The sequence below is a fragment of the Streptomyces hokutonensis genome (assembly GCF_000376565.1).
GTDB lineage: Bacteria > Actinomycetota > Actinomycetes > Streptomycetales > Streptomycetaceae > Streptomyces > Streptomyces hokutonensis.
In genome coordinates, this window is record NZ_BARG01000042.1 from 160,040 (window position 1) to 184,145 (window position 24,106).

The 24,106-nt window shown below is 72.0% G+C and carries 23 protein-coding genes; 9 read left to right on the forward strand and 14 right to left on the reverse strand.

The features are described 5' to 3' along the window. Positions 1 to 48: 48 nt before the first annotated feature. Positions 49 to 1,761, forward strand: a complete 1,713-nt coding sequence (locus SSP08S_RS25610) for a DUF4132 domain-containing protein (protein WP_019070490.1) — start codon at positions 49 to 51, stop codon at positions 1,759 to 1,761. A gap of 170 nt (positions 1,762 to 1,931) precedes the next feature. On the opposite strand, the gene SSP08S_RS25620 is transcribed toward SSP08S_RS25610, so the two are convergent. Next, the gene (locus SSP08S_RS25620; RefSeq protein ID WP_019070491.1) at positions 1,932 to 2,909 is read right to left on the reverse strand and encodes an aldo/keto reductase; all 978 of its coding nucleotides are present in this window, start codon (positions 2,907 to 2,909) and stop codon (positions 1,932 to 1,934) included. Positions 2,910 to 3,053: 144 nt separating this feature from the next. On the opposite strand from SSP08S_RS25620, the gene SSP08S_RS25625 reads away from it, so the two are divergent. Both SSP08S_RS25625 and SSP08S_RS25630 read left to right on the forward strand, forming a co-directional pair. Then, positions 3,054 to 3,956 (forward strand): helix-turn-helix transcriptional regulator, encoded by a 903-nt coding sequence (locus SSP08S_RS25625; protein ID WP_019070492.1) that lies wholly within the window; start codon positions 3,054 to 3,056, stop codon positions 3,954 to 3,956. A 95-nt stretch (positions 3,957 to 4,051) separates the two neighbouring features. After that, positions 4,052 to 5,395, forward strand: coding sequence for a sialidase family protein (locus SSP08S_RS25630; RefSeq protein ID WP_102133412.1), 1,344 nt, complete (start codon positions 4,052 to 4,054; stop codon positions 5,393 to 5,395). Here the strand turns inward: SSP08S_RS25630 and SSP08S_RS25635 are convergent. The 5 genes from SSP08S_RS25635 to SSP08S_RS25655 all read right to left on the reverse strand — a co-directional run bounded on the left by SSP08S_RS25635 (position 5,379) and on the right by SSP08S_RS25655 (position 9,933). Beyond that, positions 5,379 to 6,044 carry a response regulator gene (locus SSP08S_RS25635; RefSeq protein WP_019070494.1) on the reverse strand — a complete coding sequence of 222 codons (666 nt, stop codon included), beginning with the start codon at positions 6,042 to 6,044 and terminating at the stop codon, positions 5,379 to 5,381. The two genes, SSP08S_RS25630 and SSP08S_RS25635, sit on opposite strands and share 17 nt — an antisense overlap. Next, positions 6,041 to 7,369, reverse strand: coding sequence for a sensor histidine kinase (locus SSP08S_RS25640; RefSeq protein WP_102133417.1), 1,329 nt, complete (start codon positions 7,367 to 7,369; stop codon positions 6,041 to 6,043). Before SSP08S_RS25640 ends, SSP08S_RS25635 begins: the two co-directional genes overlap by 4 nt. Before the next feature lie 25 nt (positions 7,370 to 7,394). Next, entirely contained in the window at positions 7,395 to 8,210 is an 816-nt protein-coding gene (locus tag SSP08S_RS25645) for an ABC transporter permease (protein ID WP_019070496.1), read from the reverse strand. Continuing rightward, positions 8,210 to 9,130: an ABC transporter ATP-binding protein gene (locus SSP08S_RS25650; RefSeq protein ID WP_019070497.1), complete on the reverse strand. Its 921-nt coding sequence runs from the start codon at positions 9,128 to 9,130 to the stop codon at positions 8,210 to 8,212. Before SSP08S_RS25650 ends, SSP08S_RS25645 begins: the two co-directional genes overlap by 1 nt. A 143-nt stretch (positions 9,131 to 9,273) precedes the next feature. Further along, on the reverse strand, positions 9,274 to 9,933 hold the full coding sequence (locus SSP08S_RS25655) for an MSMEG_1061 family FMN-dependent PPOX-type flavoprotein (protein WP_019070498.1): 660 nt from the start codon (positions 9,931 to 9,933) through the stop codon (positions 9,274 to 9,276). A gap of 148 nt (positions 9,934 to 10,081) precedes the next feature. On the opposite strand from SSP08S_RS25655, the gene SSP08S_RS25660 reads away from it, so the two are divergent. From SSP08S_RS25660 to SSP08S_RS25670, 3 genes are all read left to right on the forward strand, one after another. After that, a complete protein-coding gene (locus SSP08S_RS25660) occupies positions 10,082 to 11,086 on the forward strand; it encodes a Rieske 2Fe-2S domain-containing protein (RefSeq protein ID WP_019070499.1) in 1,005 nt (334 codons plus the stop codon). Between the two features lie 139 nt (positions 11,087 to 11,225). Further along, positions 11,226 to 12,005, forward strand: a complete 780-nt coding sequence (locus SSP08S_RS25665; protein WP_019070500.1) for an SDR family NAD(P)-dependent oxidoreductase — start codon at positions 11,226 to 11,228, stop codon at positions 12,003 to 12,005. 298 nt (positions 12,006 to 12,303) lie between these two features. Further along, positions 12,304 to 13,281 carry a TolB family protein gene (locus SSP08S_RS25670; protein WP_019070501.1) on the forward strand — a complete coding sequence of 326 codons (978 nt, stop codon included), beginning with the start codon at positions 12,304 to 12,306 and terminating at the stop codon, positions 13,279 to 13,281. Here SSP08S_RS25670 and SSP08S_RS25675 read toward each other — a convergent pair. The 4 genes from SSP08S_RS25675 to SSP08S_RS25690 all read right to left on the reverse strand — a co-directional run bounded on the left by SSP08S_RS25675 (position 13,269) and on the right by SSP08S_RS25690 (position 16,339). Beyond that, the gene (locus tag SSP08S_RS25675; protein WP_245607947.1) at positions 13,269 to 13,790 is read right to left on the reverse strand and encodes a hypothetical protein; all 522 of its coding nucleotides are present in this window, start codon (positions 13,788 to 13,790) and stop codon (positions 13,269 to 13,271) included. The genes SSP08S_RS25670 and SSP08S_RS25675 overlap by 13 nt on opposite strands. 118 nt (positions 13,791 to 13,908) lie before the next feature. Further along, positions 13,909 to 15,138: an acyltransferase family protein gene (locus tag SSP08S_RS25680; RefSeq protein WP_019070503.1), complete on the reverse strand. Its 1,230-nt coding sequence runs from the start codon at positions 15,136 to 15,138 to the stop codon at positions 13,909 to 13,911. Then, on the reverse strand, positions 15,135 to 15,731 hold the full coding sequence (locus tag SSP08S_RS25685) for a hypothetical protein (RefSeq protein ID WP_019070504.1): 597 nt from the start codon (positions 15,729 to 15,731) through the stop codon (positions 15,135 to 15,137). The genes SSP08S_RS25680 and SSP08S_RS25685 overlap by 4 nt, the downstream gene beginning before the upstream one ends. Next, a complete protein-coding gene (locus tag SSP08S_RS25690; RefSeq protein ID WP_019070505.1) occupies positions 15,728 to 16,339 on the reverse strand; it encodes an RNA polymerase sigma factor in 612 nt (203 codons plus the stop codon). The genes SSP08S_RS25685 and SSP08S_RS25690 overlap by 4 nt, the downstream gene beginning before the upstream one ends. Positions 16,340 to 16,580: 241 nt before the next feature. Between SSP08S_RS25690 and SSP08S_RS25695 the strand changes: the two genes are divergently transcribed. After that, on the forward strand, positions 16,581 to 17,432 hold the full coding sequence (locus SSP08S_RS25695) for an alpha/beta fold hydrolase (protein ID WP_019070506.1): 852 nt from the start codon (positions 16,581 to 16,583) through the stop codon (positions 17,430 to 17,432). 202 nt (positions 17,433 to 17,634) lie between these two features. Here the strand turns inward: SSP08S_RS25695 and SSP08S_RS25700 are convergent, their stop codons facing one another. Both SSP08S_RS25700 and SSP08S_RS25705 read right to left on the reverse strand, forming a co-directional pair. Then, positions 17,635 to 18,333 carry a hypothetical protein gene (locus SSP08S_RS25700; RefSeq protein ID WP_019070507.1) on the reverse strand — a complete coding sequence of 233 codons (699 nt, stop codon included), beginning with the start codon at positions 18,331 to 18,333 and terminating at the stop codon, positions 17,635 to 17,637. Further along, positions 18,323 to 18,844, reverse strand: coding sequence for a SigE family RNA polymerase sigma factor (locus SSP08S_RS25705; protein WP_019070508.1), 522 nt, complete (start codon positions 18,842 to 18,844; stop codon positions 18,323 to 18,325). Before SSP08S_RS25705 ends, SSP08S_RS25700 begins: the two co-directional genes overlap by 11 nt. 121 nt (positions 18,845 to 18,965) lie before the next feature. Between SSP08S_RS25705 and SSP08S_RS25710 the strand changes: the two genes are divergently transcribed. Together SSP08S_RS25710 and SSP08S_RS25715 are read left to right on the forward strand one after the other, a co-directional pair. Further along, positions 18,966 to 20,063, forward strand: coding sequence for a sigma factor-like helix-turn-helix DNA-binding protein (locus tag SSP08S_RS25710; RefSeq protein WP_019070509.1), 1,098 nt, complete (start codon positions 18,966 to 18,968; stop codon positions 20,061 to 20,063). Then, entirely contained in the window at positions 20,060 to 21,709 is a 1,650-nt protein-coding gene (locus SSP08S_RS25715) for a transglycosylase domain-containing protein (protein ID WP_019070510.1), read from the forward strand. Before SSP08S_RS25710 ends, SSP08S_RS25715 begins: the two co-directional genes overlap by 4 nt. On the opposite strand, the gene SSP08S_RS25720 is transcribed toward SSP08S_RS25715, so the two are convergent. Together SSP08S_RS25720 and SSP08S_RS25725 are read right to left on the reverse strand one after the other, a co-directional pair. Next, entirely contained in the window at positions 21,710 to 23,257 is a 1,548-nt protein-coding gene (locus SSP08S_RS25720) for a carboxylesterase/lipase family protein (RefSeq protein ID WP_019070511.1), read from the reverse strand. Between the two features lie 41 nt (positions 23,258 to 23,298). Continuing rightward, complete coding sequence (locus SSP08S_RS25725) at positions 23,299 to 23,862, reverse strand: GPP34 family phosphoprotein (RefSeq protein ID WP_019070512.1); 564 nt, start codon at positions 23,860 to 23,862, stop codon at positions 23,299 to 23,301. Positions 23,863 to 24,106: the final 244 nt, after the last annotated feature.

Here is a 24,106-nt window from a genome sequence, read left to right on the forward strand (position 1 = left end):
TGGTGGGCGGGAGACCGGTCGTTTCCCCACCGGAGCCGGAGCGATGCCGTGGTGCCGCCCCTGCCACCGGCCCTCGGGAGAGCCGCGGCCCGGGCGCGGCACCGGGACCTCGGGCGGCACCCGGGGCCGGACGAGGAGATTCGGCGCGGCATCGTCCTGGCGCCGGCCGACCCCTCCCAGTGGAGCCACAGCCACTGGTTCGTCGGCTCCCTCGAACCCGGGGACCGGCGACGGCTGGGACTGGCGCTGCTGCGCAACCCGCACGACACCGGGCGCGACATCTGCGTGGAGGCCGCGCTGACGCTGCACCCCTGCGGCTGGTCACCCGAGGAGGCAGAGGAACTGCTGGCCCTCGCCCTGCCGGAGCTCGATCGCGTGCCCGAAGGGTTCCACCAGGTGTGCCGGTGCCTGGGGCTGCCGCTCGCCGCCGTACGGGAGCAGGAGCCGTCCGAGCGGGCCCGCTACCGGCCTCGGTTGCGGACCATCGTGCTCGGCGCCCGTGACCACCATCGCTCCGGTCGCTTCGACCAGTGCCGCTGGCATCTCACCGTCGCGGAGGCCGCCGACCTGCTGGACCTGCCGTACGACCGCGAGGTGCTCGGGCGTCTGCCGCGGGTCCTCCCCGACGGGGGCACCTACGGCAACCGGGCGTCGACCGCGCTGGGCACGCTGGTCTTCGAACCCGGTGTGCTGGATCTGCTCGCGGTGTTTCTCACGATCGACAGTTACCGTCCGGCCCAGTCCTGGCTCGGGCAGGTCCGTGAGCGGCTGGAGATGCTCACGGTCGCCCCCGAGGTCGTGAGCACCCTGCTGCGCATGGACACGAGTTACCCCGGCCACCTGACCGAATCGGTACTCGCCAGGCTGGCGTCCGTCCTCGACCAGGCGAAACTCATGGCCGGAGCCGCCTGGGCGGCCTGTCTCAGCGGAGATCCGGCCCTCATCGGGCTGGTGGCCGCGCAGGTGCTGGACCGCGGTCCCGACCGGCGGCGGCCGGGCCTTCCGGAGCGGGAGATCCTGCCGGCGCGGGCGGGTGTCACCGCGCTGAGTGCCGCGGCCGGCATGCCCGGACTGGGACGGCACCGCCGCGCGCTGTCCGGGCTGCCGCCCGAGGCGGCCGCCGCGGCGCGCGCCGCGCTGGACGCGATCGCCGACGCGTTCCTGTCGGAAGGCGCCCGCGAGCTGGCCCTCGACCACCACACGGCCCACCTGGCCGTACGCCCGGACGGCTCCGTCGGCGTGGAGGTCCGCACCGACCGGGGACAGGCGGTGACGCAGTACGGGATGCGCCACTTCAACGGGAGATACGTCCGCGAACTGACCGCTCTGCGGCTACGGCTCCCCGGCCTCGCCGCGCAAGCCGATCGCCAGCGGGGCGCCCTCGCCGAACTCCTCGCCACCGGCACCGCGTCGACCGGTGATGAGTTCGGCATCCGCTGGCTCGACCACGATGTCGCCGGGCCCCTCGCCCAGGCCCTGGTCTGGGAGGCGGACACCGCCGACGGCACCTTCACCGGGCTGCCCGTGCGCGGCCTCGGCGGCCGGTGGTTGTTGCAGGACATCCGGGGCCGTACGCACGAGGTCACGGCCGCCGACACGGTCCGTCTCTGGAACCCCGCCCACGCGGACCACGCACAGACCCGCGCCTGGCAGAACCATCTGGAACTCGGCGACCTGAGACAGCCGATCCACCAGGTGCCCGTACGACGGGGTGCGTCCCGCCGCGCGGTGGGGGACGCCAGGCCACCGCGATCGTCCTGACGTGACGCCCGTCCGCACCGCCGTCACGCGCGACCAGGTCACCGGCGTGCAGGCCCGTCACGTGCGCGCCGGCCGCGCGATCTTGGGGTCGGGGCGGTTCTCGGCGCGGACGTCTCCGGCTCCGTACATCACTGCCGCACGCATGGTTGCTCCAACTGGTGGGCGGACGATCAGCGTTCGAGCATCCGCGCCTGGGCCTCGGTGTGGGTGTCGCCCGCGGCAGGCGGCAGGCTGCTGAGCTTTTCGAGCTGTTCGGCGGTGAGGGTCACGGCGTCGGCGGCCGTGTTCTCCTCGACGCGGCTCACCCGCTTGGTGCCGGGGATGGGGGCGATGTCGTCGCCCTGGGCGAGCAGCCAGGCCAGCGCGATCTGGGCGGGGGTGACGCCTACCTCGGTGGCCAGGGCCTTGACCTCGTCGGCGAGGGCGAGGTTGCGGTCGAAGTTCTCGCCGGTGAAACGCGGGTTGTCACGCCGGAAGTCGGAGGCGTCGAACTGGTCGGTGGAGCGGATGGCGCCCGTCAGGAAGCCCCGGCCCAGCGGGGAGAAGGGGACCAGGCCGATGTTCAGCTCCCGCAGGACAGGCAGGACGCGGTCCTCGATCCCCCGGGTCCACAGGGAGTACTCCGACTGCACCGCGGTGACCGGCTGGACGGCGTGCGCGCGCCGGATCGTGTCGGGGCCCGCCTCCGAGAGGCCGAAGGCACGCACCTTGCCCTCGGCGATCAGCTCGCCCACCGCGCCCGCGGTCTCCTCGATCGGCGTGTTCGGGTCGACGCGGTGCTGGTAGTACAGGTCGATGTGGTCGGTGCCCAGCCGCTTGAGGGAGCCCTCGACGGCGGTACGGATGTTGGCGCGGCTCGAGTCCTGGTTCCAGGCGCCCGCACCGGCGTGCGAGACCAGGCCGAACTTCGTGGCCAGCACCACCCCGTCCCTACGGCCCTTCAGCGCCCGGCCGATCAGCTCCTCGTTGGTGTAGGGGCCGTAGATCTCGGCGGTGTCGATGAGCGTGACGCCCAGTTCCAGGGCGCGGTGCACGGTCCTGATCGACTCGGCGTCGTCGGTGCCGGAGCCGGTGTAGCCGTGGGACATGCCCATGGCGCCGAGGCCGACCCGGGAGACCTCCAGGTCACGCAGTTTGATGTAGTGCATCTCGCCCTCTCCGGTTCGTCGCGGCGTGTTTCCCCTTCACCTTCGCCCGGATCGCGAGGGAGTGGCAGGGCGGGCTCTTCAGGGGTAACGACAGGGCCCCCCTCCCGCCTGCGCGACGCGTGGGGAGCGGGCGAGACTGGAGGCATGGCAACCGAGAGCGCGCACAGCGAGGGCGCCGAGCTGGGCCGCTTCCTGCGCGCCCGCCGCACCCAGACCCGCCCCGACCACGTGGGCCTCACCGTCGGCGCGGGCATCCGCCGCACCCCCGGGCTGCGCCGCGAGGAGCTGGCCACGCTCGCCGGCATCAGCATCGACTACTACGTGCGGCTGGAACGCGGCAAGGAGACCCGCCCCAGCCCCGCCGTCCTCGACTCGCTCGCCCGCGCCCTGCACATGGACGACCAGCAGCACCAGCATCTGCGCGAACTCGCCGCCCGGGCCGCCCGCTACGCCCCCGAACCACCGCCCGCGCCCAGCCGCACGGTCCGCCCCCACCTCAAGCTGCTGCTGGAGTCCCTCCGCCCGAACCCGGCCTACGTCATCAGCCGCAGCCTGGACCTGCTGGCCTGGAACCCCGGCGGCCTGGCCCTCTACGCGGGCCTGGACGACTGGCCGGTCAAGCAGCGCAACCTGGCCCGCTACTTCTTCCTGCACCCGGCGGCCCGCGAGCTCTTCCACGACTGGGAATGGCAGATCACCACCTGCGTCGCCCGCCTGCGCGCCATCGCCGGCACCGCCCCCGACGCACCCGACCTCACCAATCTCGTCGGCGAACTCCTCCTCAAGAGCCCCGACTTCGCCGGACTCTGGGAGCGCTACGAGGTCACCGGCCGCAAGGCGGCCCAGAAGACCTTCCGCCACCCCCAGGTCGGCACGCTCACCCTCACCTCCCAGTCCCTGCACATCGAGGGCACCCCCGGCCAGCGCATCGGCGTCTACACCGCCGAACCCGGCAGCCCGGACTTCGACGCGATGCTGCTGCTCGACAGGGTCGACATGGGTGACATGAGTGACATCACCGCACCGCGGCCGGCCCGACGGCCGTAGGCCGGGCGGCGGGGCGTACCGCGGTACCAGTCCGCCGGGCCAACTGTCTCCCGTGGTCCCACGCCCGCGGCAACCGGCCTTCCTAGCCTGCTCACATGGTGCTGATCAGAAAGTCCTCAACTGCCTTGAGCGCGGCGGCATTTGCCGCTCTGTTCCTGACGTACGGAACACCCGCCGCGGTCGCCTCGTCAAACGGCGCAGCCATCCACGAAGTCGACGTCACCGACCTGCCGGCCACCAAGGAGGGCCAGCCCACGGTCGCCGTCAACCCGAGAAACCCGAAGAACCTCGTCTTCGTCTCGACGATCTTCCCGCCGTCACCGGGCCTTGAGCCGGTCGACGGCGGTTGCTTCCTCGCCTACTCGAACGACAGGGGCGACACCTGGACCCGGGTGCCGTGGCCGCTGGGCACGGCGGCGCCCAAGTGCGGTGAGCCGAGCGTGCAGTTCGACGCGAAGGGCACCGTGTACGTGGACAACAACCAGGTCAGCTCGGGCCTGGCCGCGAACCTCGTCAACCACAACCAGGTCGCCAAGTCCACGGACGGCGGCCGGACGTGGACCGACCCGGTGTCCACCCCGCTGCTCCTCGGCGGTGCCCCGAAGATGCGCGTGGACGCGGCGACCGGCAAGGTCTACGCGGTCGCCGGCGCGGCCTGGGAGTACCCGAGCGCGGTCTCCGTCAGCGCGGACGGCGGCAGGACCTTCAGCACCGACTCACGGGTGATCCCGGGCCCGATGCCCTGCATCGAGGTGGCCCCGGGCATCCCCCTCGTGTGCGGCTATCCGGGGCGGGAGATCGCCGTGTACGGCGGGATCCTCGTGTCGGCCTCCCAGGAGGCGGGCCAGCCGGTGAACTTCCACGTCAGCCGCGACGACGGCAGGACATGGACGAACACCACCCTCAAGGACGGCCGGGGAAACCCGGTCGCGGCGGGCACCGGTTCCCTGGTCCCGACCCCGGGCCTGGGCGCGGCGGCCGACCCCGTCCCGTGGGTCGCCGCCGACACCTCCCACCGCGGCCGGTTCGCCGTCATGGTCCCCCGGGACTCCAACACCCTCGACGTCTACGTCACTTCGGACGCGGGCAGGTCCTGGACCGGACCGGCGACCATCTCGGCGACGGGCGCCCTGCGGCCTGCGATCGACTTCGGCCCCGACGGTGACCTGGGTGTCATGTGGCGGACCACGACCGGCGACGCGTTCTCGGCGGTCTCCTTCGACCACGGACGCTCGTTCAGCGCCCCGGTGCGGGTCAACCACGTCACCGAGCCGGTCGGCGAGACGGGCCCGCCCGGTGACCGCTGGTCGGGCATCACGCTGACCGACAGGTACGCCTACGTCACCTGGGCCGACGGGCGGAACGACTCCTCCCTCGACTCGATCATCAGCCGGGTGCCGCTGAAGCTGTACAAGCCGGCGCTCACTGCCGGGGAGTGACCAGCCCCGCGTCGTAGGCGACGATCACCGCCTGGATACGGTCCCGGGCGCCGAGCTTGGCCAGGACCCGGCCGACGTGCTTCTTCACCGTGGACTCGGTCAGCACGAAGTGTTCGGCGATCTCGGCGTTCGTCCAGCCCGTGCCGATGGCCACGAGCACCTCGTGCTCGCGTTCGGTGAGCGTCGCCAGGCGCGGGTCCGTGCGCGGCCCGGCGTCGGGCGCGAGGACGTCGTGGGCGTGGGCGTCGAGCAGGCGGCGGGTCAACCGGGGGGACACGACGGCGTCGCCGGTCGCGACCGCCTCGATACCGGCGAGGAGTTCCGCCGGCCGGACGTCCTTCAGCAGGAAGCCGCTGGCCCCGGCGCGCAGGCCGGCGTAGGCGTACTCGTCGAGGTCGAAGGTGGTCAGGATGAGCACGCGGGTGCGGCCGCCCGCCGCCACGATGCGGCGGGTGGCCTCGATGCCGTCGAGACCGGGCATCCGTACGTCCATCAGGACCACGTCGGGGCTCAGTTCGGCCGCCATGCGCACGGCCTGCGCGCCGTTGTCGGCCTCGCCGACGACGCTCACGCCGGGGGACCCGTCGAGCAGCATCCGGAAGCCCATGCGGGGCAGCGGCTGGTCGTCGGCGATCAGGATCGTGGTCATGGCGTGGGCTCTCCGGAGGTGGCTGAGGCAGACGGATCCAGCAGGACGTCGACGATCCAGCCCCGGCCGTCGTCGCGTGGTCCGACGGTCGCGGTGCCGTCGTAGAGCGCGGCCCGCTGGCGGATGCCGACCAGGCCGTGGCCGCTGTCCCGGCGGGGGGCCGGTTTCCGTGCCGACGAACCGGTGTCGGTGACCCGCACGCGGAGCCGGTCGCCCTCGACCGCGATCGTGACGTCGGCCGTGGCGCCGGGGCCGACGTGTTTGAGGGTGTTGGTCAGGGCCTCCTGCACCACGCGGAAGACGGTGAGCTGCACGCCCCGGCCCAGGGCGTCGACCGGGCCGACGGTGCGGTACGCCACCGGCAGTCCGGCCGCGCGGACCCGGTCGAGCAGGGTCTCCAGGTCTCGGACGCCCGGCTGCGGGGACCGTGAGGTGTCCTGCTCCTCCGGGGATTCGCGCAACACCCCCAGCACGCGCCGGAGTTCGTCCATCGCCTGCCGGCCGGTGTCGCCGATGAGATGCAGCGCCTGCTCGGTGCGGCCGGGGTCGCGGGTGGTGAGCACGGCGGCGCCGTCGGCGAGGTTGACCATGACCGACAGGTTGTGGCCGACGATGTCGTGCATCTCGCGGGCGATCCGCGAACGCTCCGCCGCAGCGGTCAGCCGGACCCGCTGGTCCCGTTCGACCTCCAGCCGCGCGGCCCGGTCCCGCAGCGCCGACAGGTACAGCCGGCTGATGCGGACGGTCAGGCCCAGGGCCACGGCTCCGACGCCGGTACCGACGGACAGGACGAGGAAGGTCACCGGACTGTCCATCGGGATCACGGTGACCACGAGCAGCACCCACCCCGTCACGGTCACGGGCAGCGCCCAGCAGATCGCCCGCGGCGAAGCGTGCAGGGCGAGGTCGAACAGGGCGATCAGCAGCACGAGGGCGGCGGCGGGCCCCAGACCGAGCGACCACATGACCGGGCACACGAGGAGGCAGCCGCCGTAGACCACGGCGGGACTACGGCGACGCCACCACAGCGGGACGGCCAGCACGGCCGCGATGCCCAGCACCACCCCGACGGGCAGCCCGGCCCCCACCGGGCGCGACACGGGGTGACCAGGGCTGTGCACCAGCAGATCCGGCGGCGCGGCGGCGGCGACCAGGACCACCACGGCGGTGTCGAGGAGCCAGGGGCGCCGCCGGTCGACCGCCCGCAGACGGCTCAGCACCCGCAGCAGCAGCCGCGTCACGGGGTGCGCCCAGACGGCGTCCGGCCCGGGCGGGAGCACGGTCGGCTCCGCCCGGGCCGAGCGCGCCCTCGTCCTGTAGTCCATCGGCTCCATCCTCGCGGACGGCTCCTCAGACGTCACTGCGACGCAGCCGGTAGGCGGCACCGGCCAGCAGCAGTACGGCCCACACCAGCAGCGCCGCGAAACCCGCTCCGGGACCGACCAGGGAGTCGCCCGACGCGTGCAGGGTCATCACCGACTGGCCCGCGTTGCTGGGCAGATAGCGGCTGACGGTGTCGCCGAGCGAGCTGGGCAGCAGCCCGGTCAGGCCGGGCAGGACCAGCACGACACCGGCCAGGATCGCGATGCCTCCCGCGGTGCTCCGCACGAGCAGGCCGACCGTCACGCCGTACACACCGACCAGGCCCAGATAGAGTCCCGCGCCCAGCAGGCACCGGAAGACCCCGGCGTCCCCGAGGGACAGCGCGATCGGCTCGCCGTGCAGGGCCGCGCTCCCGATCAGGAACGAGACCAGCGCGCCGAGGGCGGCCGCGGCGAACGCGATCGGGCCGTAGACCGCGCACTTCGCCCACAGCACGGGCAGCCGACTGGGCACGGCGGCGAAGGTCGAGCGGACCATGCCCGTGCCGTACTCGCCGGCCGACATCAGGACCCCCAGCGCGCCGACGGCCAGGGCCGCGAGGTTGGTGCCGGCCAGGGCCAGGGTCAGTGCCGCGCCGGAGTCGGCGTCCTTGCCGCCGAGCGGGCCGTCCGGAGTGTAGAGGGCGGCGGCGACCGATCCGATGGCCACCAGGAACAGCACGGCCACGCCCAGCGTGATCCAACTGGAGCGCAGCGACCAGAACTTGGACCACTCGGAGCGGACGACGCGTCGGCCGGTGACTCGGTACACGGGTGGAGTGGCGGTGCTTGTGCTCGCGCTCATCAGGCGGCCCTCCCGGCGTCGACGCTCTGGTACTCCACGGCGTCCTGGGTCAGTTGCATGAACGCCTCCTCCAACGACACCGATTCGGCGGCCAGTTCGTAGAGCGGCACGCGGTGCTCGGCGGCCACCTCCCCGATCCGCCGGGTGTCCAGGCCGGAGACGACCAGCCGCTCGGCGCCCGCCGAGGTCACGGTGACGCCCGGGCCGGCCAGCAGCGAACGCAGTCGCGCGGGCTCGCCGGTGGCCACCCGCACGCCCTTGTCCGCCGACCGCTCCACCAGCGCGTCGACGGTCGTCTCGGCCAGCAGCCGGCCCCGCCCCACGACCACGAGTCGGTCGGCGGTCTGCGCCATCTCGCTCATCAGATGCGAGGACAGCATCACCGTGCGGCCCTCGGCGGCCAGCCCGCGCAGCAACTCCCGTACCCAGCGCACCCCTTCGGGATCGAGCCCGTTCACCGGCTCGTCGAGCATGACGACCGCCGGGTCACCCAGCAGCGCGGCGGCGATGCCCAGCCGCTGCCCCATCCCCAGCGAGAACGCCCCGACCCGCTTGTGCGCCACGGCATGCAGACCCGCCAGGTCGATGACCTCCTCCACCCGCCGACGCGGCACGCCATGGGTATACGCCAACGCCATCAGGTGGTTGAACGCCGAGCGACCCGGATGCACGGCCTTCGCCTCCAGCAGCACCCCCAACTCCTGCAAGGGGGCGCGGTGTTGGGCGTAGGGCTTGCCGTTGACCAGGGCCGTGCCGCCGGTCGGCGCGTCCAGGCCGACGATCATCCGCATGGTGGTGGACTTGCCGGCCCCGTTCGGCCCCAGGAACCCGGTCACCCGCCCCGGCGGCGCGGTGAAACTCAGCCCGTCCACCGCCGTCCTGTCCCCGTACCGCTTGGTCAGCCCACGAACTTCGATCACAGCGCCGCTCCTCGCTCGCCTCCGGCCCGGCATCCGGCCGGGTCACTGGTTTCGAGGCTAGGAGCGGACACGGAGCGACCCGTGGGCCCGAAGGTCACAATGACCGCTGGTCACTGGTACCGGGGTACACCGGATCGGCCCCGCTACTCGTACCGGTACTTCAGCGAGTCCGCCTCGGTCTGCTGGATGTCGGCGATCGTCAGGTCCGGCATCCGCAGTTGGGCCAGCGTCACCTCGGCCGACGTCGGCTGGGCGTCCGCGGGCAGCCACTGCTCCGGCTTCCAGGCGCCGCTGCGCAGCAGGGACTTGGGGCAGTGCGGGTAGACCTCCTCGATGCCCACGACCAGCGCGCTGGCCGGCGGCTTGCCCACCGCGGTCAGCTGGGACAGCAGGTCCGGGCGGGTGGAGACGCAGGCCCGGCCGTTCACCCGCAGGGTGGTGGTGCGGCCGGGGATGACGAACAGGAGCCCGGCCCGTCCGGTGGCGATGACGTTCTGGAGGGTGTCCAGACGCTTGTTGCCCGTGGCGTCCGGTATCGCCACCGTGCGGTCGTCCAGGACGGCGACGAACCCTGCCGGGCCGCCGCGCGGGGAGACGTCGCAGTTGCCCTCGGCGTCCGCGCTGGCGACCAGGACCAGCGACGAGCAGCCGATCAACCGCCGTGTCTGCTCGGTGAGTTCGGTCATCTGCTTCCGTACGGCGGCTTCGCCCGGGAGGTCGTAGACCTGGCGCAGCGCGTCCTGGTCGGACAGGGCGTCGAGACGGAGCGAGTCGAAGGCGGTACCGGCAAGAGTCGTCGTCATGTCTTCGACCCTAAAGGCCGGACTGGGAGACGAACGGGCGGACGGTCGGCCGGGTGTCCCCAACTCCCAATTGGTTTAAGGGAGTTGGATCCTAGTAAGTATGCAGACCCCCACCCCGGATCCACCCACCCCTCGCTAGCATCCGGTCATGCCTCTGCGTCGGCGCCACGACAAGCTCGCCGCCCTGCCGCGCGACCCGCGGGCCGACGACTATCCGATGCCGACCGTGCCGTACGGGTGGTACGCCGTGCTCCGGGGCGAGGAGCTCCGGCCGGGCGAGGTCGTCAGCCTGCACTACTTCGGGCGGGCGCTCGTCGCCTTCCGGGGAGCGGACGGCCGGGCGGCCGTACGGGACGCGCACTGTCCGCACTACGGCGCGCACCTCGGCGCGGGCGGCAAGATCGTGGACGGGAGTGTGGAATGTCCGTTCCACGGCTGGCGGTTCGGGCCGGACGGGCGGTGCGTGGCGGCGCCGTTCGCGCGCCGGACTCCGAAGGTGTCGCTCGGTGGCTTTCCGGTGCGTGAGCACAGCGGGCTCGTCTTCGTCCATGTCGGGCCGGGCGAGCCGTCGTGGGAGGTGCCGGAGATCCCGGAGGTGGCGTCCGGGCGGTTCGCCAGGCCGATCGACGACGTCTGCCGTGCGCGCATCCACGTCCAGGAGATGCGCGAGAACATCGTCGACGAGTCCCACTTCCACTTCCTGCACGGTCAGAGCGAACCTCTCGTCCAGGACTGGCGGTCCGACGGCCCCTTCGCCGAGGCCCGCGGCCGGATCTCCCGGCGCGTGCTCGGCCGGGACATCGACAACACCTTCGACGCGTTCATGTACGGGCCGGGTGTCATGGTGGTCCGCACCCACGGCCCCGCCCTGTCGCTGACCGCCGTCGCCCTCACCACGCCCGTCGACGACAGCACGAGCGAGCTGCGGATGCTGTACTACGTCCGCAAACCGGCCCGGCTCCCGTTCCTGACGCCCGTCCTGAAGCTCGTCTTCCGGACACAGGCCCTGGGCGAGGTCCGCGAGGAGCTCCGGATCTGGGACCACAAGATCCACCGGCCGCACCCGGTCCTGCTCCCCCACGAACAGGGCATCAAGGCCTTGCGCCGCTGGTACGCGCAGTTCTATCCGCGGCGACCCGGCGACGGCGAGTGACCGGTCCGGAGGCTGTTCGGCCGACGGGCCGCGGTTCACGGCGCGGTGGGCGCATGCTCAGGTCGGGACCGTGCTCGACGCCGGCAGGCGACCTTGCCGTCCGGCGTGTGGAATGTAGCCAAGGACGGGAGAACTCACGATGGATCTCGGACTGAACGGACAGGTGGCCGTGGTCACCGGTGCCAGCAGGGGGATCGGACTGGCGGTCGTACGGGCGCTGGTCGCCGAGGGAGTCACGGTCCATGCCGGGGCCCGGAACTCCTCGCCCGGCCTGGAGGAGCTGGCCGCGACCGGGAACGTACGGGTCGTACCGGTCGACCTGGGCGAGGCGTCGGGACCCGCGCGGCTCATCGAGGCGGCGGGCGACCGGATCGACATCCTCGTCAACAACGTGGGAACGGCTCCGGCCCGTACCGGAGGATTCCTCTCGGTCACCGACGAGGAGTGGCTCGCCACCCTGAACCTCAACCTGATGGCGGCCGTCCGTACGACCCGCAGCGCCCTGCCGGTGATGCTCGCCCGGGGCCGGGGCTCGATCGTGAGCATCTGCTCGGTCAACGCGGCGCTCCCCGACCCGGCGGTCATCGACTACAGCGCCTCGAAGGCGGCCCTCGCGGGCTTCTCCAAGGCCCTGTCCAAGGAGGTCGGCCCGAAGGGCATCCGGGTCAACACCGTCAGCCCGGGCCCGGTCGAGACCGATCTCTGGCTGGGCGAGGGCGGGGTCGCCGCGACGGTCTCCGAGGCGACCGGCCTGAAACCCCAGGACGTCATCGACAACGCCGCGCGGACGACGGTGACCGGCCGTTTCTCCCGGCCCGCCGAGATCGCCGACGTGGTCCTGCTGCTGTCCGCGGACCGGACGGCGAACGTCACCGGTGCGGACATCACTGTGGACGGGGGGTTCATCCCCACCTGGTGACCACACCACGTGGGTATGCCCCCCGTCGTGAGCACGCCTGGACGGGCGGGGACACGCAGGGCGGCGCCGCCCTGGGGGTCCCCGATCCGGGGCCCCCGACCTGGGTGTCCCGCACCCCACCCACCGCCTATTGCACACCTGTGACAGCGACCGCACAGCCCCGTCACCCGCTGCGGGAACACTCCGTCTTGTCGCGAAGGGCAGCAAGCCGAGCGGACCGGTTCAGGTTCCGGGGACGGCCGGCGGTTCCCGCGAATCTCTCGTCGCAGCGCCATTCACATCAGCAGGGGGAACCTCGATGTCCGCTCGTAACCGCAGGCGCGCCGGCGCCACCGCCATCACCGCAGGTGCCGCCGCCCTGCTCGCCCTGTGCGGTACGGCCTGCGCCGCGCCGGCCGCCCCGGCCTCCGGCGGAGCCAAGGGCAGCGCCGCGATGGTCGCCGCGGCCGCGTCCACGCACACGCTCACCGTGCCCAGGGGACTGACCATCAGCAACGGCACCCGCCACGTGCTCGTCAACGGCAGGTCGATCGACTTCGGCACCACGGTCCGTGACCTGGCCTGGAACCCCACCGGCAGCAAGGCCGCCTTCATCGACGGACACGGCAACCTCGTCGTCTCCAACCCCGACGGCACCCACCGCGTCACCGTCGCCGCCAACCCGGGCGGGCAGACCTGGTCCCACCCCACCTGGCAGGTGACCGCCGCCGACCGGACGAACCAGATCCCCGCGAAGAACAACATCGTCTTCTCGGCGAAGATCCACGGCAGCACCGTCCTGGAGGGCGTCAAGGCCACCGCCGACCACGGCAGGCCGGCCCGGATCAGCCTGAACGGCGAGCCCGGTGACGCTGCCCTCCCCCAGACCGACAACACCTGGCCGAACGTCGGCGGCAAGTACGGCTCGGCCGTCTACGAGAACACCCACACCGGCGAGGTCTACATCCGCGACGACTACCTGCGCCAGCAGGGCGGCGCGCTGGCCAAGGGTTCCGAGCCCGCGCTCTCCCCCGACAACGAGGAGGTCGTCTTCGTCCGTTCCGTCCACGGCCACGACCACCTCTTCGTGGAGGACCTCGGCGGCTCCACGACCACCGTCAAGGACGTCACCCCCACGGCCACCACCGACTACACCGAACCGACCTGGTCGCCCAACGGCAAGACCATCGCCTTCCGCGCCCCGACCGGCACGTACACCATCACCAAGACCGCCCACGGCTTCGGCCGGCCCGTCAAGGTCTCCACCCACACCGGCCTGCCCGCCTACCGCGGCTGACCACCGCGGGCGAGTTCGGCCCGCAGCTCCGGCAGATGCTGGTCGGCCGTGTCGTGCGGCAGATACTCGACCACATCGAGAAAACGGAACAGCACCTGGCTCTTGGTGACGGCGAACTCGTAGTCACCGAACCCCACCACGGCACCCAGGTCCCCACGAACAGCGCCCCGGACGACATGAGCGGTCATGTCGTCCGGGGCTTCCGCCGTCAGCCCCCGCCGCGCGTTGGGCCGCGCCAGATACGGGCAGACCATCGAGGCGTACAGCATGCACGCCCGATGCCCCGGCCCCTCCAGCGTCGCCGCCATGTTCCGGTACGGCCGCCCCGCGTCGAGCGCCTCCCGAATAGCCGAACTCTCGGCACCGCCGACCACCCGCCACACCGCCCCCTTGGGCATCAGCGTGCCGCACACGGAACACAACCGCCGCCGAGCACACTCCGCACTCCGCCCGTAGTCCGTGAGCGCGAACTGCGGCTCGCCGCCCTCCCACGGAGTAATGGCAGGCACGGGATAACCCCGACCGTCACGAGGCCTGCCCTCGACGGTCACCGGCATGGGAACGGAATCGAATCGCACACCTCATGGTCGGTCACGCGGGCGCGCGGCGCGACGGCCGTTTGGAGATTCAGCGGTCCGGTGCTCCGCACAACCGCCCCGGCAGCTCCACGCGGTGGGCCAGCCTTCGGCCCCATCGTCGGCTCGGTACTTCGACGTACCTGTACGTCAGGGCGCACAGCGGCAACAGCACGGCGACGAAGGCCAGTTCGGCCACGGGACTGTCCTGCCGCAACCGGCCGATCGTGCCGTCGGTCACCGCCAGCAGCACCGGATGCACCAGGTAGACCGAGTAGCTGACCGTTCCCAGCCAGGTCAGCCAGCGCGGAACCCGTCGGCGGCGCAACGCCAGACCGGTGCCGAAGGTGAGGACAGCCAGGAGGAAGGCCACGATCCAGCCGCGCCGGGTGAATGGGGCCCCGCCCGGCCCGTCCCCGTTCCACATCGCACTTCCCACGGCACAGGCGACCACCACTGCGGCCGTGCAGGCCACGCGCCGCCGGCTGCTCCAACCTCTCTCGGCCCGGTGGACGGCGCTGCCGAGGAACATGACGGCGAGGATCACCAGCCCCTCCCACATGGGGACCGTGCCGTTGAAAGCGACCAGGACGAGCGCCAGCACGCCGCCCAGTACGCCCCCGAACACGCGCAGCGCGGGTGACCCGGCGCTCGCACAGCCGATGGCGGCCACCATGGCGAGCGAGGCGAACGTGATCAGTGGGCCCGTGCCGATCACGCCGGAGAGAGCGGAGGCCGGCAGCACACCCCCTGCCGTCGCACTCACGACGGCGAGCGCTGCCAGGGTGACGGCGACCGTTGCCGACCGCTGATGAAGGCGGACCGTGAACAGCCCGACGACCAGCAGATAGAAGGCCATTTCGTACGAGAGCGTCCACAGCACGAGAAGGAGACTGGGCGTCCCCAGCAGTTCCTGGAGCAAGGTGACATGGGCGGCGACCACCGCCGCGGCACTCTGCCGACCGAAGTCGGTGCGAATCTCGGCGCAGCCCGCCAGTTGGAGAGCCAGAACCGCGGCGACGGCCACCACCAGCAACGGATACACGCGGAAGACCCGCCCGATCCAGAAGGTCCTGACGCACCCCTGGCGCTCGAGTGACGCGGGGATGATGTAGCCGCTCACCAGGAAGAACAGCATGATGGCGTACCGGCTGGTGTTGAACTGCGGCATCAACTCCCGCCGGAACTCCGCCATGAAGGCGTACGACGAGTGGTCGAACACCACGACGAGCGCCGCGATACCGCGCAACGCGTCCAGCCAGTCCCGGCGTTGAGACTTCATGAGTCGTCCGGCAGGGCGATCTTCACCGGAACGCAGGGTTCGGCTTCGCTCCTGGTCGCGTAGAACTCGACCGCGCGGGGCCGGGAACTGCCCTTGGTGTTCTCGAAGGCCAGCACGTTGCCCTTGCGCAGGGTGCCCTGCCAGGTGCTCGGCTGCTTCCAGGTGCCCCGAAGAGGGACGAGGGGGACGAGGTGGCCGTACCGATCGACCTTCGAGAGCGGGGTGACTTGGCTGCGCTCGCAGACGTAGCCGGGAGGGAGCAGGTCAATGGTCACCTTGATGCCCCACGGGCGCACTGTGCTCGCGAGTTCGCGCTGTGCCGCGACATCGATGGCCTGGTCCTGGAAGGTGAGCGTGACAGTGCCGTCGTCGTGGCGCTCCACCGCGTAGGCCTTCGACCCGGCCGGCACGCCGGGCACCGTCACCGCGGCGAGCCAGGCCACCGCACAGGCCGTCAGCACTACGGCGATCCGGCGCGGCGTGAAGAACCGGCGCGCGGAAGGGCGCTCCTCAGTCCTGTCCGTCTCGCGCAGCAGGATCTCCCGCTTCAGCTCGGCCAGCAGGCGGTCCTCGAACGTCGTCCTCGTGCTCATGTCTCTCTCCCTACGACGTACGCCAGTGCTGCGTCCGACGTCGTCTTCGCGACCGTGGGATCCGCCTCGCTCCGCAGTGCCTTGCGCGCCCGGTGGAGTCGGACCCGGGCGGTGACCTGGCTGATGCCCAGTACGGCCGCCGCCTCGGTGACGGTGAGCTGATCCACCGCGATGAGCTCGATGACGGCCCGCTCGCCCTCGGGAAGTCCCGCCAGCGCGGCGAGCATCCGCCGGGCCGGTCTCTCCGCGTCGAGCCTGTCCTCGATGCGGGCGATGTCGTCGGCCTCCAGCAACCGGCGTCCGGAGAACCGCAGATCGCGTTCGGTCTCCCGGGCGATCCGGCGGCGTTCCGACGACACGATGTTGCGTGCGATGCCGTACAGCCAGGCCGTCTCGCTGCCGAGGCGCGGCTGGTAGGAGTGGGCCGAGTCGAGGACGGCGAGGAAGATCTCGGCCGTCAGGTCGGCCGCCGTGTGGGGGTCGTTGACCCGGCGGGCCACGAAGCGCATCACCGCGTCCACGTGGCGCCGGTAGAACTCCTCGAACAGCCGCGGGTCACGTACCGCCGCGGCAGGTCCACCGCCCCGTAACGGTTCCACGCCATCCACCGGCGGCTCCTTCTGGTCGGAGGCTCCCCGGCCTCCTCATCGTCGGAGGCCCGTGGAGTGCTGCGAAGTCACTTCACCTGTTCTTGGGCCGGGGCACGAAAAGCGTTACAGGAAGGTCGTCCGAGCCGATCGGAAGGGACGAACGCCCCCGGAAACTAGGCCATTTTGCAGATGCCCCCGCCCAACACCCCCTCATAGGGTCCATGACACACCACCCCGAACCAGCCGCCCGAGGAGTCCCATGAGTACCGATGTTTCCCGCCGCCAGGTGCTCGCCGCCGGAGCGGCGGTGGCCGGAGCGGCTGCGCTGGTCGGCGGGGTTGCAGGAACGGCCGATGCGGCGAGTGTCGCGGCCGGTACAGGTGAGGAGAAGTCCAAGGTGAAGCCGACGATCGTCCTGGTGCACGGTGGTTACGCCGATTCCTCCTGCTGGAACGCCACCATCAAGGAGCTGCAGCACAAGGGCTACACCACGATCAGCGGCTCGAACCCGCTGCGGGGTATTCCGACCGACGCCCCCTACATCGCCAGCCTCCTGGACTCCATCAGCGGACCCGTCGTACTGGTCGCCCACTCCATGGGCGGAACCGTCATCACGAACGCCGCCGCCGGGAAGAGCAACGTCAAGGCACTCGTCTACGTCGCCGCGTTCGTGCCCGAGGTGGGCGAGACGCAGGGTGAGCTCATCACCAAGTTCCCGGGCAGCGAGGTGGAGCCGGTGAGCGTGCCGGTGCCGTACACGAAGGCGGACGGTACGACCGGGATCGATCTGTATCTGAGCAAGGACGGGCAGGCGGCCTTCGCGGCAGACATCTCCACCTCCGACTTCAAGGTGCTCCAGGCCACGCAACGGCCCTTCGACGCCGACTCCTTCACCTTCCCGACGACGGCCGCGGCCTGGAAGACCATTCCGGTGTGGGGGCTGGTCGCCGGTCAGGACAAGGCGATCCCGCCGGCCTGCGAACGCTGGATGTACAGCCGGGCGAACGCCCGCAAGGTCGTCGAAGTGCCTGGCTCGTCGCATGTCGTGATGCTCAGTCACCCCAAGATCGTCGCCGGTCTCATCGAGGACGCCGCCAAGGCGACCGCCTGACGCGCACGAAGAGAATGAAGAACGCCCCGGTCCGTCTTCACGGACCGGGGCGTTCCGGCTGCCTACCAGCAGCCCTCCACCGTGGGTGCCGCCCGCGAAGGTGGCGGCGCGGCCCTGGCCGAGCGCGGTGAGCGGAACGGCCCTCACTCGGTGACCGAGGTGCTCCGGAACGCTACCCAGGCGATCGTCCCCGGCTTCGCGCTCAGTCGCCGGTGACCGAGATGACGGTGCCGATCTTCGCGTCCTGGTAGAACCACTTGGCGTCGGCGCCGTCCAGGCCGATCCAGCCGCCGGTGCTGTCGGTGCCGTCGGTGCCTTTGCCGAGGCTCTTCCCCTTGTAGGAGCGGGTGACGCCGACGTAGACCGGCGTGTTGTCGGCGTCGCGCAGTTCGACCGCGAGCGTGACCTCCGTGTACAAGCCCACTCCGTCGGTGGAGCCGGTGACAGTCACCACCTTGGTGTCGTGCTTCGCGTACACGGTCAACGGCCCGACGAATGCCGGGCTGTTGGAGGAGTCCGAGGTCAGCGGCATGACCCGGCCCCCGAGGAACAGGGCACGCTTGGTGAGTTCCAGCGTGCCGGCGGCGGGCACCGCGGAGGCGGCGGAAGGCGACGGGGGCGCCGACCGCGACGGGGACGGGACGGCGGGCGCGGCGGCACCCGGGAGCCGACGGCCGCCGTTCTCCTTCCCCGCGAGGTCCAGGGTCAGCGCGAAGCCCACCAGGGTGAGAGCAACCGCAGCCGCACCCAGCGTGCCGGCCGTCCGACGGCGCGCCCGGCGCACCGCACGGCCGCGGACCTGGGCGCCGGTGAGGACCGGACGGGCCTCCTGTTCAGCGGCCAACTCACGTAGCGCGAGCGAGAGTTGATCGTTGGATCCGTTGGAGAGTTCATCCGACACGGCCGCTCTCCTTCCGATTCCGAACCGGCACGTCCGCCTCGTCCGGAGTCAGCTGCTTCGCCAGTGCCGCCCGTCCCCGGTACAGCCTGGCCTTCACCGTCCCCACGGGCGCACCCGTCTCGGAGGCTATCTGCTCGACGCTCACGTCACACAGATGGTGCAGGACGATCACCATCCGTTGTGCGGTGGGCAGTTGGCGCAGCGCGGCGACAAGTGCCGTGTGATCGGGGTTGGGTCCGGGCGTGGACACGGGCGGTGGGGTGCGGCGCACCAGCTCCAGCCAGCGTCTGGCCCGGCGCCAGCGGCTGACCGCCAGCCGCATGGCGACGGTACGGATCCACGCCTCGGGTGCCTCGTCCGCGAGGAAGTCCCCACGCCGGTCCCAGGCCCGTACGAACGCCTCCTGGACCACGTCCTGCGCCTCCTCGCGATCGCCGGTGAACGCCGCGAGCTGGCCGGTCAGACGGGGGAACGCGGCGGCGTAGAAGGCGTCGAACTCGTCCTCGGTCATGACCTCACCGGAGTCTCGGAATTCCCGTGCAACCCGACCGCCGCACCGTGCGTACAGGAAAGACGACGAACACGCGTCTCAGGATCCACTCCCCCCTCAGTTGTATCGGAGGACCACCGAAGTGCCCGACCCCCACGACGACTTCACGGTTTACGCGCACGCGCGGCTGCCCCGGCTGGTCACCACCGCGCACCTGCTCTCCGGTGCGACCGGAGACCCCCGCGAGGCGACCGAGCTGGTGCGGAGAACGCTGGTGGGAGTGTGCGCGCGGTGGCGCCGGATACCTCGGGACGACGTGGACTTCTATGTACGGCGGTCCCTGGTGAAGGAGTTCCTGCGCGGGGCGCGCCGCCAACAGGCTCCGTCCCGCGGTGTGTTGAAGGACACGTCCGCACGGCAGCGGGCCGTGCTCGTGATGCTGCACCGGGAGGGGCTGCGGGAGGCGGAGGTCGCCCAGCTGCTCGGCTGGTCCGCCGGTGCGGTGAGCAGCCGGGCCCGGCGGGGGCTGGCGGTGTGCGGGGGTGACGCGGGACGGCTGCGGGAGCTCTTCGCGGAAGCGGCTCAAGTCGGCCCGGAGGATGTCCCGTTCGGCGTTCCGCTTGATGCCGTCGAGCGTCAGGGCCGAGCGCTGCGGCGCCGCCGTAGAACCGTGGTCGCCGCGCTCTGCGCGCTGCTGCTCGTCCCGGCGGGTGTGTTCGCCGTCGACCGGGTCGTGGGCGGTGGCACCGCGGCCGGGTCGGTCGGCGGGGCGGTCGACGTGGCGCGGAGTCCGATACGGATCGTCGCGCCGGGTGAGCGGGTGGCCGCCGTGCCGGGGGTGCAGGTCTGGCTGACGAGCGACGGCAAGCACTGGTCGACACCACAACGGCCCAACCAGTTCCTCGGGTTGAGCGAAGACAGCTCCGCGAGCGGCTCGAAAGGAGATGCCGATAAGCCGGCCGCCTCCGTGCAGCCCGACCGGCTGAACAGCTCGTACTTCCTGTCCGGCCTGTACCGGGGCCTGTCCGCCGACCCGGCGCGCGTCGAGGTCACCGTCGACGAGAACAGGATGACCGGCACCGTCCTCACGCTGGCGGGCAGCCCGGGCTGGGGCGTCTGGTACACGCGCGCTCCGCTGTCGCTGGCCGAGCTCAAGTCGAGCTACGGCGACGGCGGTCCGACCGTCACGGTGTACGACGCGGCCGGCAAGGTCGTCGCGCGGGGCGGGGCCGACTGGTGAGGCGCACCGCCAGGTCCGCCAAGCTGCGCGTCCCGCTCCGCCTGCGGCTCCGCCGTAACCGGGGCCGCCTGCTGCGGCGGCTGATCATCGCCTTCCTCCTGCTGATCGTGGCGCTGTGCGCGGCCGCGGTCGTCGCGTACCGGCTGACGGGGATCCCGGATCCGCACCCGGAGACCGTCACCCAGAGCACGGTCTTCGTCGACGACAAGGGCTCGTATCTGGGCCGGCGCGGTCCCGTCGACCGTCAGGAGGTGCCGCTGTCGCAGGTCCCGAGGTATGTCCAGGACGCCGTGATCGCGGCCGAGAACCGCACCTTCCGCACCGACGACGGGGTGTCGCCGCGCGCCCTCGCCCGCGCGGTGCTGGCCTCGCTGACCGGCGGCGAACGGCAGGGCGGCTCCACCATCACCCAGCAGTACGTCAAGAACGCGCTGCTGAGCCCGGAGCAGTCGCTGTCCCGCAAGGCCCGCGAGGCACTGATCGCGATCAAGCTCGACCGCACCCGCTCCAAGGACGAGATCCTGGCCGGCTATCTCAACACCGTGTATTTCGGCCGGGGTTCGGCCGGTATCGAGGCCGCCGCGCGCAACTACTTCGGCGTGGACACCCGCGAACTGACCGTCTCCCAGGGCGCCGCGCTGGCGGGGATCGTCAACATCCCGTCGTACTACGAGAAGGCGGGCTCCGATCCCGAGGTGACCGCGACGCTCAGGGCGCGCTGGGAGTGGGTGCTCGACGCGATGGCGGCGAGCGGGAGCATCACGGCGAAGCAGCGTGCCGAGGCCGTGTTTCCCGCGTTCCGATTCTATCCGCCGGGCGCGACCGAGGGGCAGCGGCAGTACATGATCGACGTGGCGGCGCAGGAGGCGGCCGACCGACTGGGCATCACCGAGGACCAGTTGGCGCGCGGCGGCTACACCGTGCGCACCACCTTCGACCTGGCGCTCCAGGACGCCACCACCGAGGCGGTCAAGGACATCAAGAGCGGCAAGGGCATCACGCTGCACACCGCCGTCGTGGGGATCGTGCCCGGCGACGGGGCGGTACGGCTGTTGTACGGGGGCTCGGACTACGCGCGGCAGCCGTTCAACGACGCGGTGGGCGGCGCGGTGGAGGCGGGCACGGCGCTGGACCCCTTCGCCGAGTTCCCGCTCGGCGCCCCGCTGACCGCGCTGTCGAAGACCCCGGCACCCACCCCGCTCAAGCTGGCCTCGGCCTACGCGACCGTGGCGGCGAACGGCATGTACGCGGCGCCGTACACGGTCACGAGGATCACCCGGGACGGCCGGACGGTGTACACCGCGCACCCCGACACCCGGCGCGTGCTGGACGAGAAGTCCGCCTTCCTGGTGAGCGCGCAGATGTCCAAGTCGTACGGCGACGCGCTCCCCGCGGTCCCCACGGCCCAGCGCGCCCCGGAGACGGTCTTCACGGCGGGCGCGGGCGGCGGCATCACCCGCCGCACCGTGTGGTCCACCCGCCTCGACCCCCGACTCGCCCTCACCACCGCCCTGTTCGCCGACCGCCCCGGCAAGAAGAAGAACACGACCGTCCCGGCCCAACTGCCCAACGACCCACCACCGACGGAGACCGCGACCGAAACGACGGCACAGATCTGGCGGCTGGCCACGACGGGGACGGGATAGTCACCTGTGCGCGCCCCAGAACGCGCAGTGATGGCGGAGTTCCGCGGTACGGGTGGGAACAATGCGATCCGGTGCCAGGGAAAGCACTGTGTTCCGGGGCCAGTTGGGGGAAGCGGGGCTGTTCGGGTCTGCCGTGCGGGCGAATTGGGTCCAGTAGTCGAGCATGGTGTCGGCCAGCCGGTGTTGTGCCGCGGTCATCTCGCGGGGGCGGCCGACCAGGTCGAACAGGTAGGGCAGTTCGCTCGCGTGCGGTGCGCCGAGCGGGAACGGTGGGGTGCCGGAGGTGAGCGGCGGGGCGTGCTCGTCGGCGAACTCGTAGCGCCAGGTGGGTACTTGGGCGGCGCGCAGGGCCGTGTCGGTGCGTGCCGTCGGGCAGGCGAAGTTCGCGTCGCCGATGACGGCGCCGAACACCGGGCCGCCGTCGGAGCGGTGCACCGGGTACTCGTGGACGATCGCCTTCGCCTGACCCGGGGAGGGGAAGAAGGCGGACACGACGTCGGGCCAGGTGGTGGGGGTGACGGGGTTGCCAGCCCGGATGATGCCGGCGGCCCAGCCGTTGCCCTCGTCGTGGTTGTTCCCGATGAGGACGGGGACGTGGTGGAAGCGGCCGGCCGCGATCGCCGCACCGGGGTCGGCGGGCAGCAACGGGGTGTTGTGGGCGGGCTGTTGATCGGTGGCCTGGGCCGCGAGCAGGCGTGGGACGGACACCCGCCGCAGACAGGCCGTCGTGTCGCGCGCGCCGCCGCAGCCGACCTTCGCCGCGAGGTCCGCGCCCGTGGCGCGTGCCGTGGACAGGGGGACGGAGGACGGTGCGAACGGGCGGTCGGGGCTGCCCGCGCACGGGCCGCTCTCGATGATCGCCCGGTCGAAGAGGCCCGCGGCGGCGGGTGAGGCGAGCTGGGCGCAGACGCTGTAGCCGCCCGCCGACTCACCGGCCAGGGTCACGTTCCGCGCGTCGCCGCCGAACGCCCCGATCTCGGTACGCACCCAGCGCAGCGCGGCCTGCTGGTCGGCCAGTCCGAAGGTGCCGGAGCCGGGCAGCCCCGCGTGGGCGAGGTAACCCAGGGCGCCCAGGCGGTAGTCGACGGTGACGACCACGACATCGCCCCGGGTCGCCATGCGGTGGGCGTCGTAGGAGCTGCCCGCTCCGGTGGTGAGGCCGCCGCCGTGCAGCCAGACGATCACCGGTCGCGGGCGGGCCGGTTCCGCGCCGTCGGGCGTCGTGACGTTCAGGTGGAGGCAGTCCTCGTCCGTACTGCCGCCGGGCACCTCGCCGGCCGGCTGCGGGCAGGCGCTCGCGGGCCGGGTCGCGTCGCGCACTCCGGCCCAGGGGGCGGCCGGGCGGGGCGGCGCCCAGCGCAGGCGGCCGGCCGGGGGCGCGGCGTAGGGGATGCCCTCGAAGGTGCGGTAGCCGTCGTGGGCGGCGCCCCGCACCACGCCGTCGTGGACGCGTACCTCGGTGGCGGGCCGGGGCGCGGACCCGGCGGTCGTCGCGAGTACGGCGGTCAGGGCACAGCCCAGGGTGGTCAGGACGTGGTGTGTGCGCATGGTCGTCTTCTCCCCGTCGGTCGTTCGTCGGTTGCCGGCTGTCAGCCGCCGCCCATGCCGCCCTGCCCGGCGATCATGGTCGTCGGCAGCGCCCGTACGGCTTTGTCCAGGCCCGGCGCGAGGGCGGCGAGCGAGTCCGTGCAGGCGTCGATACGCGCCCGGTACGTCTTCCGGTCCCGGCGTGACACGACCGTGCGGATGCCGCCCGCGGCGGCCAGCGCGAGCAGCGCGGCATCGGCCACGGGCAGCTCGGTCACCGGGACGTCCCCGTGCAGCGCCTCGGACACCCGGACGCGGACCCCGGCGAGCGTCGCGCGGTCCGTGACGGTCACCCGCCGACGGCCGAACGGGGTGCGCGGCGCCCGCACGGTGAGCACACCCGCCGCGACGAGCCGGTCCTCCACCTCGGCCAGAGTGCGCCTGCGCCGGCGACGCACGAGCCGCTTCCAGTCGCGCCCGCCGTCCTCCCCCGGCCGGCCGCGCGCCGCGAGGTCGACCAGAGTGGCGGCCCGCACCAGCAGCCGGGTGCGGGCACGGTCGTAGGGGCCCTCGACCGAGTCGTCGTAGGCGAGCAGATACATGAGGCAGGGCAGATCGTCGTCCACCCTTCGACGCTAGGGCCGCGCGCCCCGCCCCCGGATCGCCCACGGGAACGGACCGGCACTGGGAGCGCGGGAGGAGCACGGCCCGGCGTCCTCCCTGAGGAGGAGGCGCCGGTGGTCGGGAGCGGCACGGCCGGACGAGACCGGGCCGAAGGCCACCGACGGTCGAGGACAGCGCGGCCCGCAGGAGGCCGAGTCGAAGACGACCGACGGTCAAGGGCGGCCCGGCCCGATGTCCCTCCTGAGC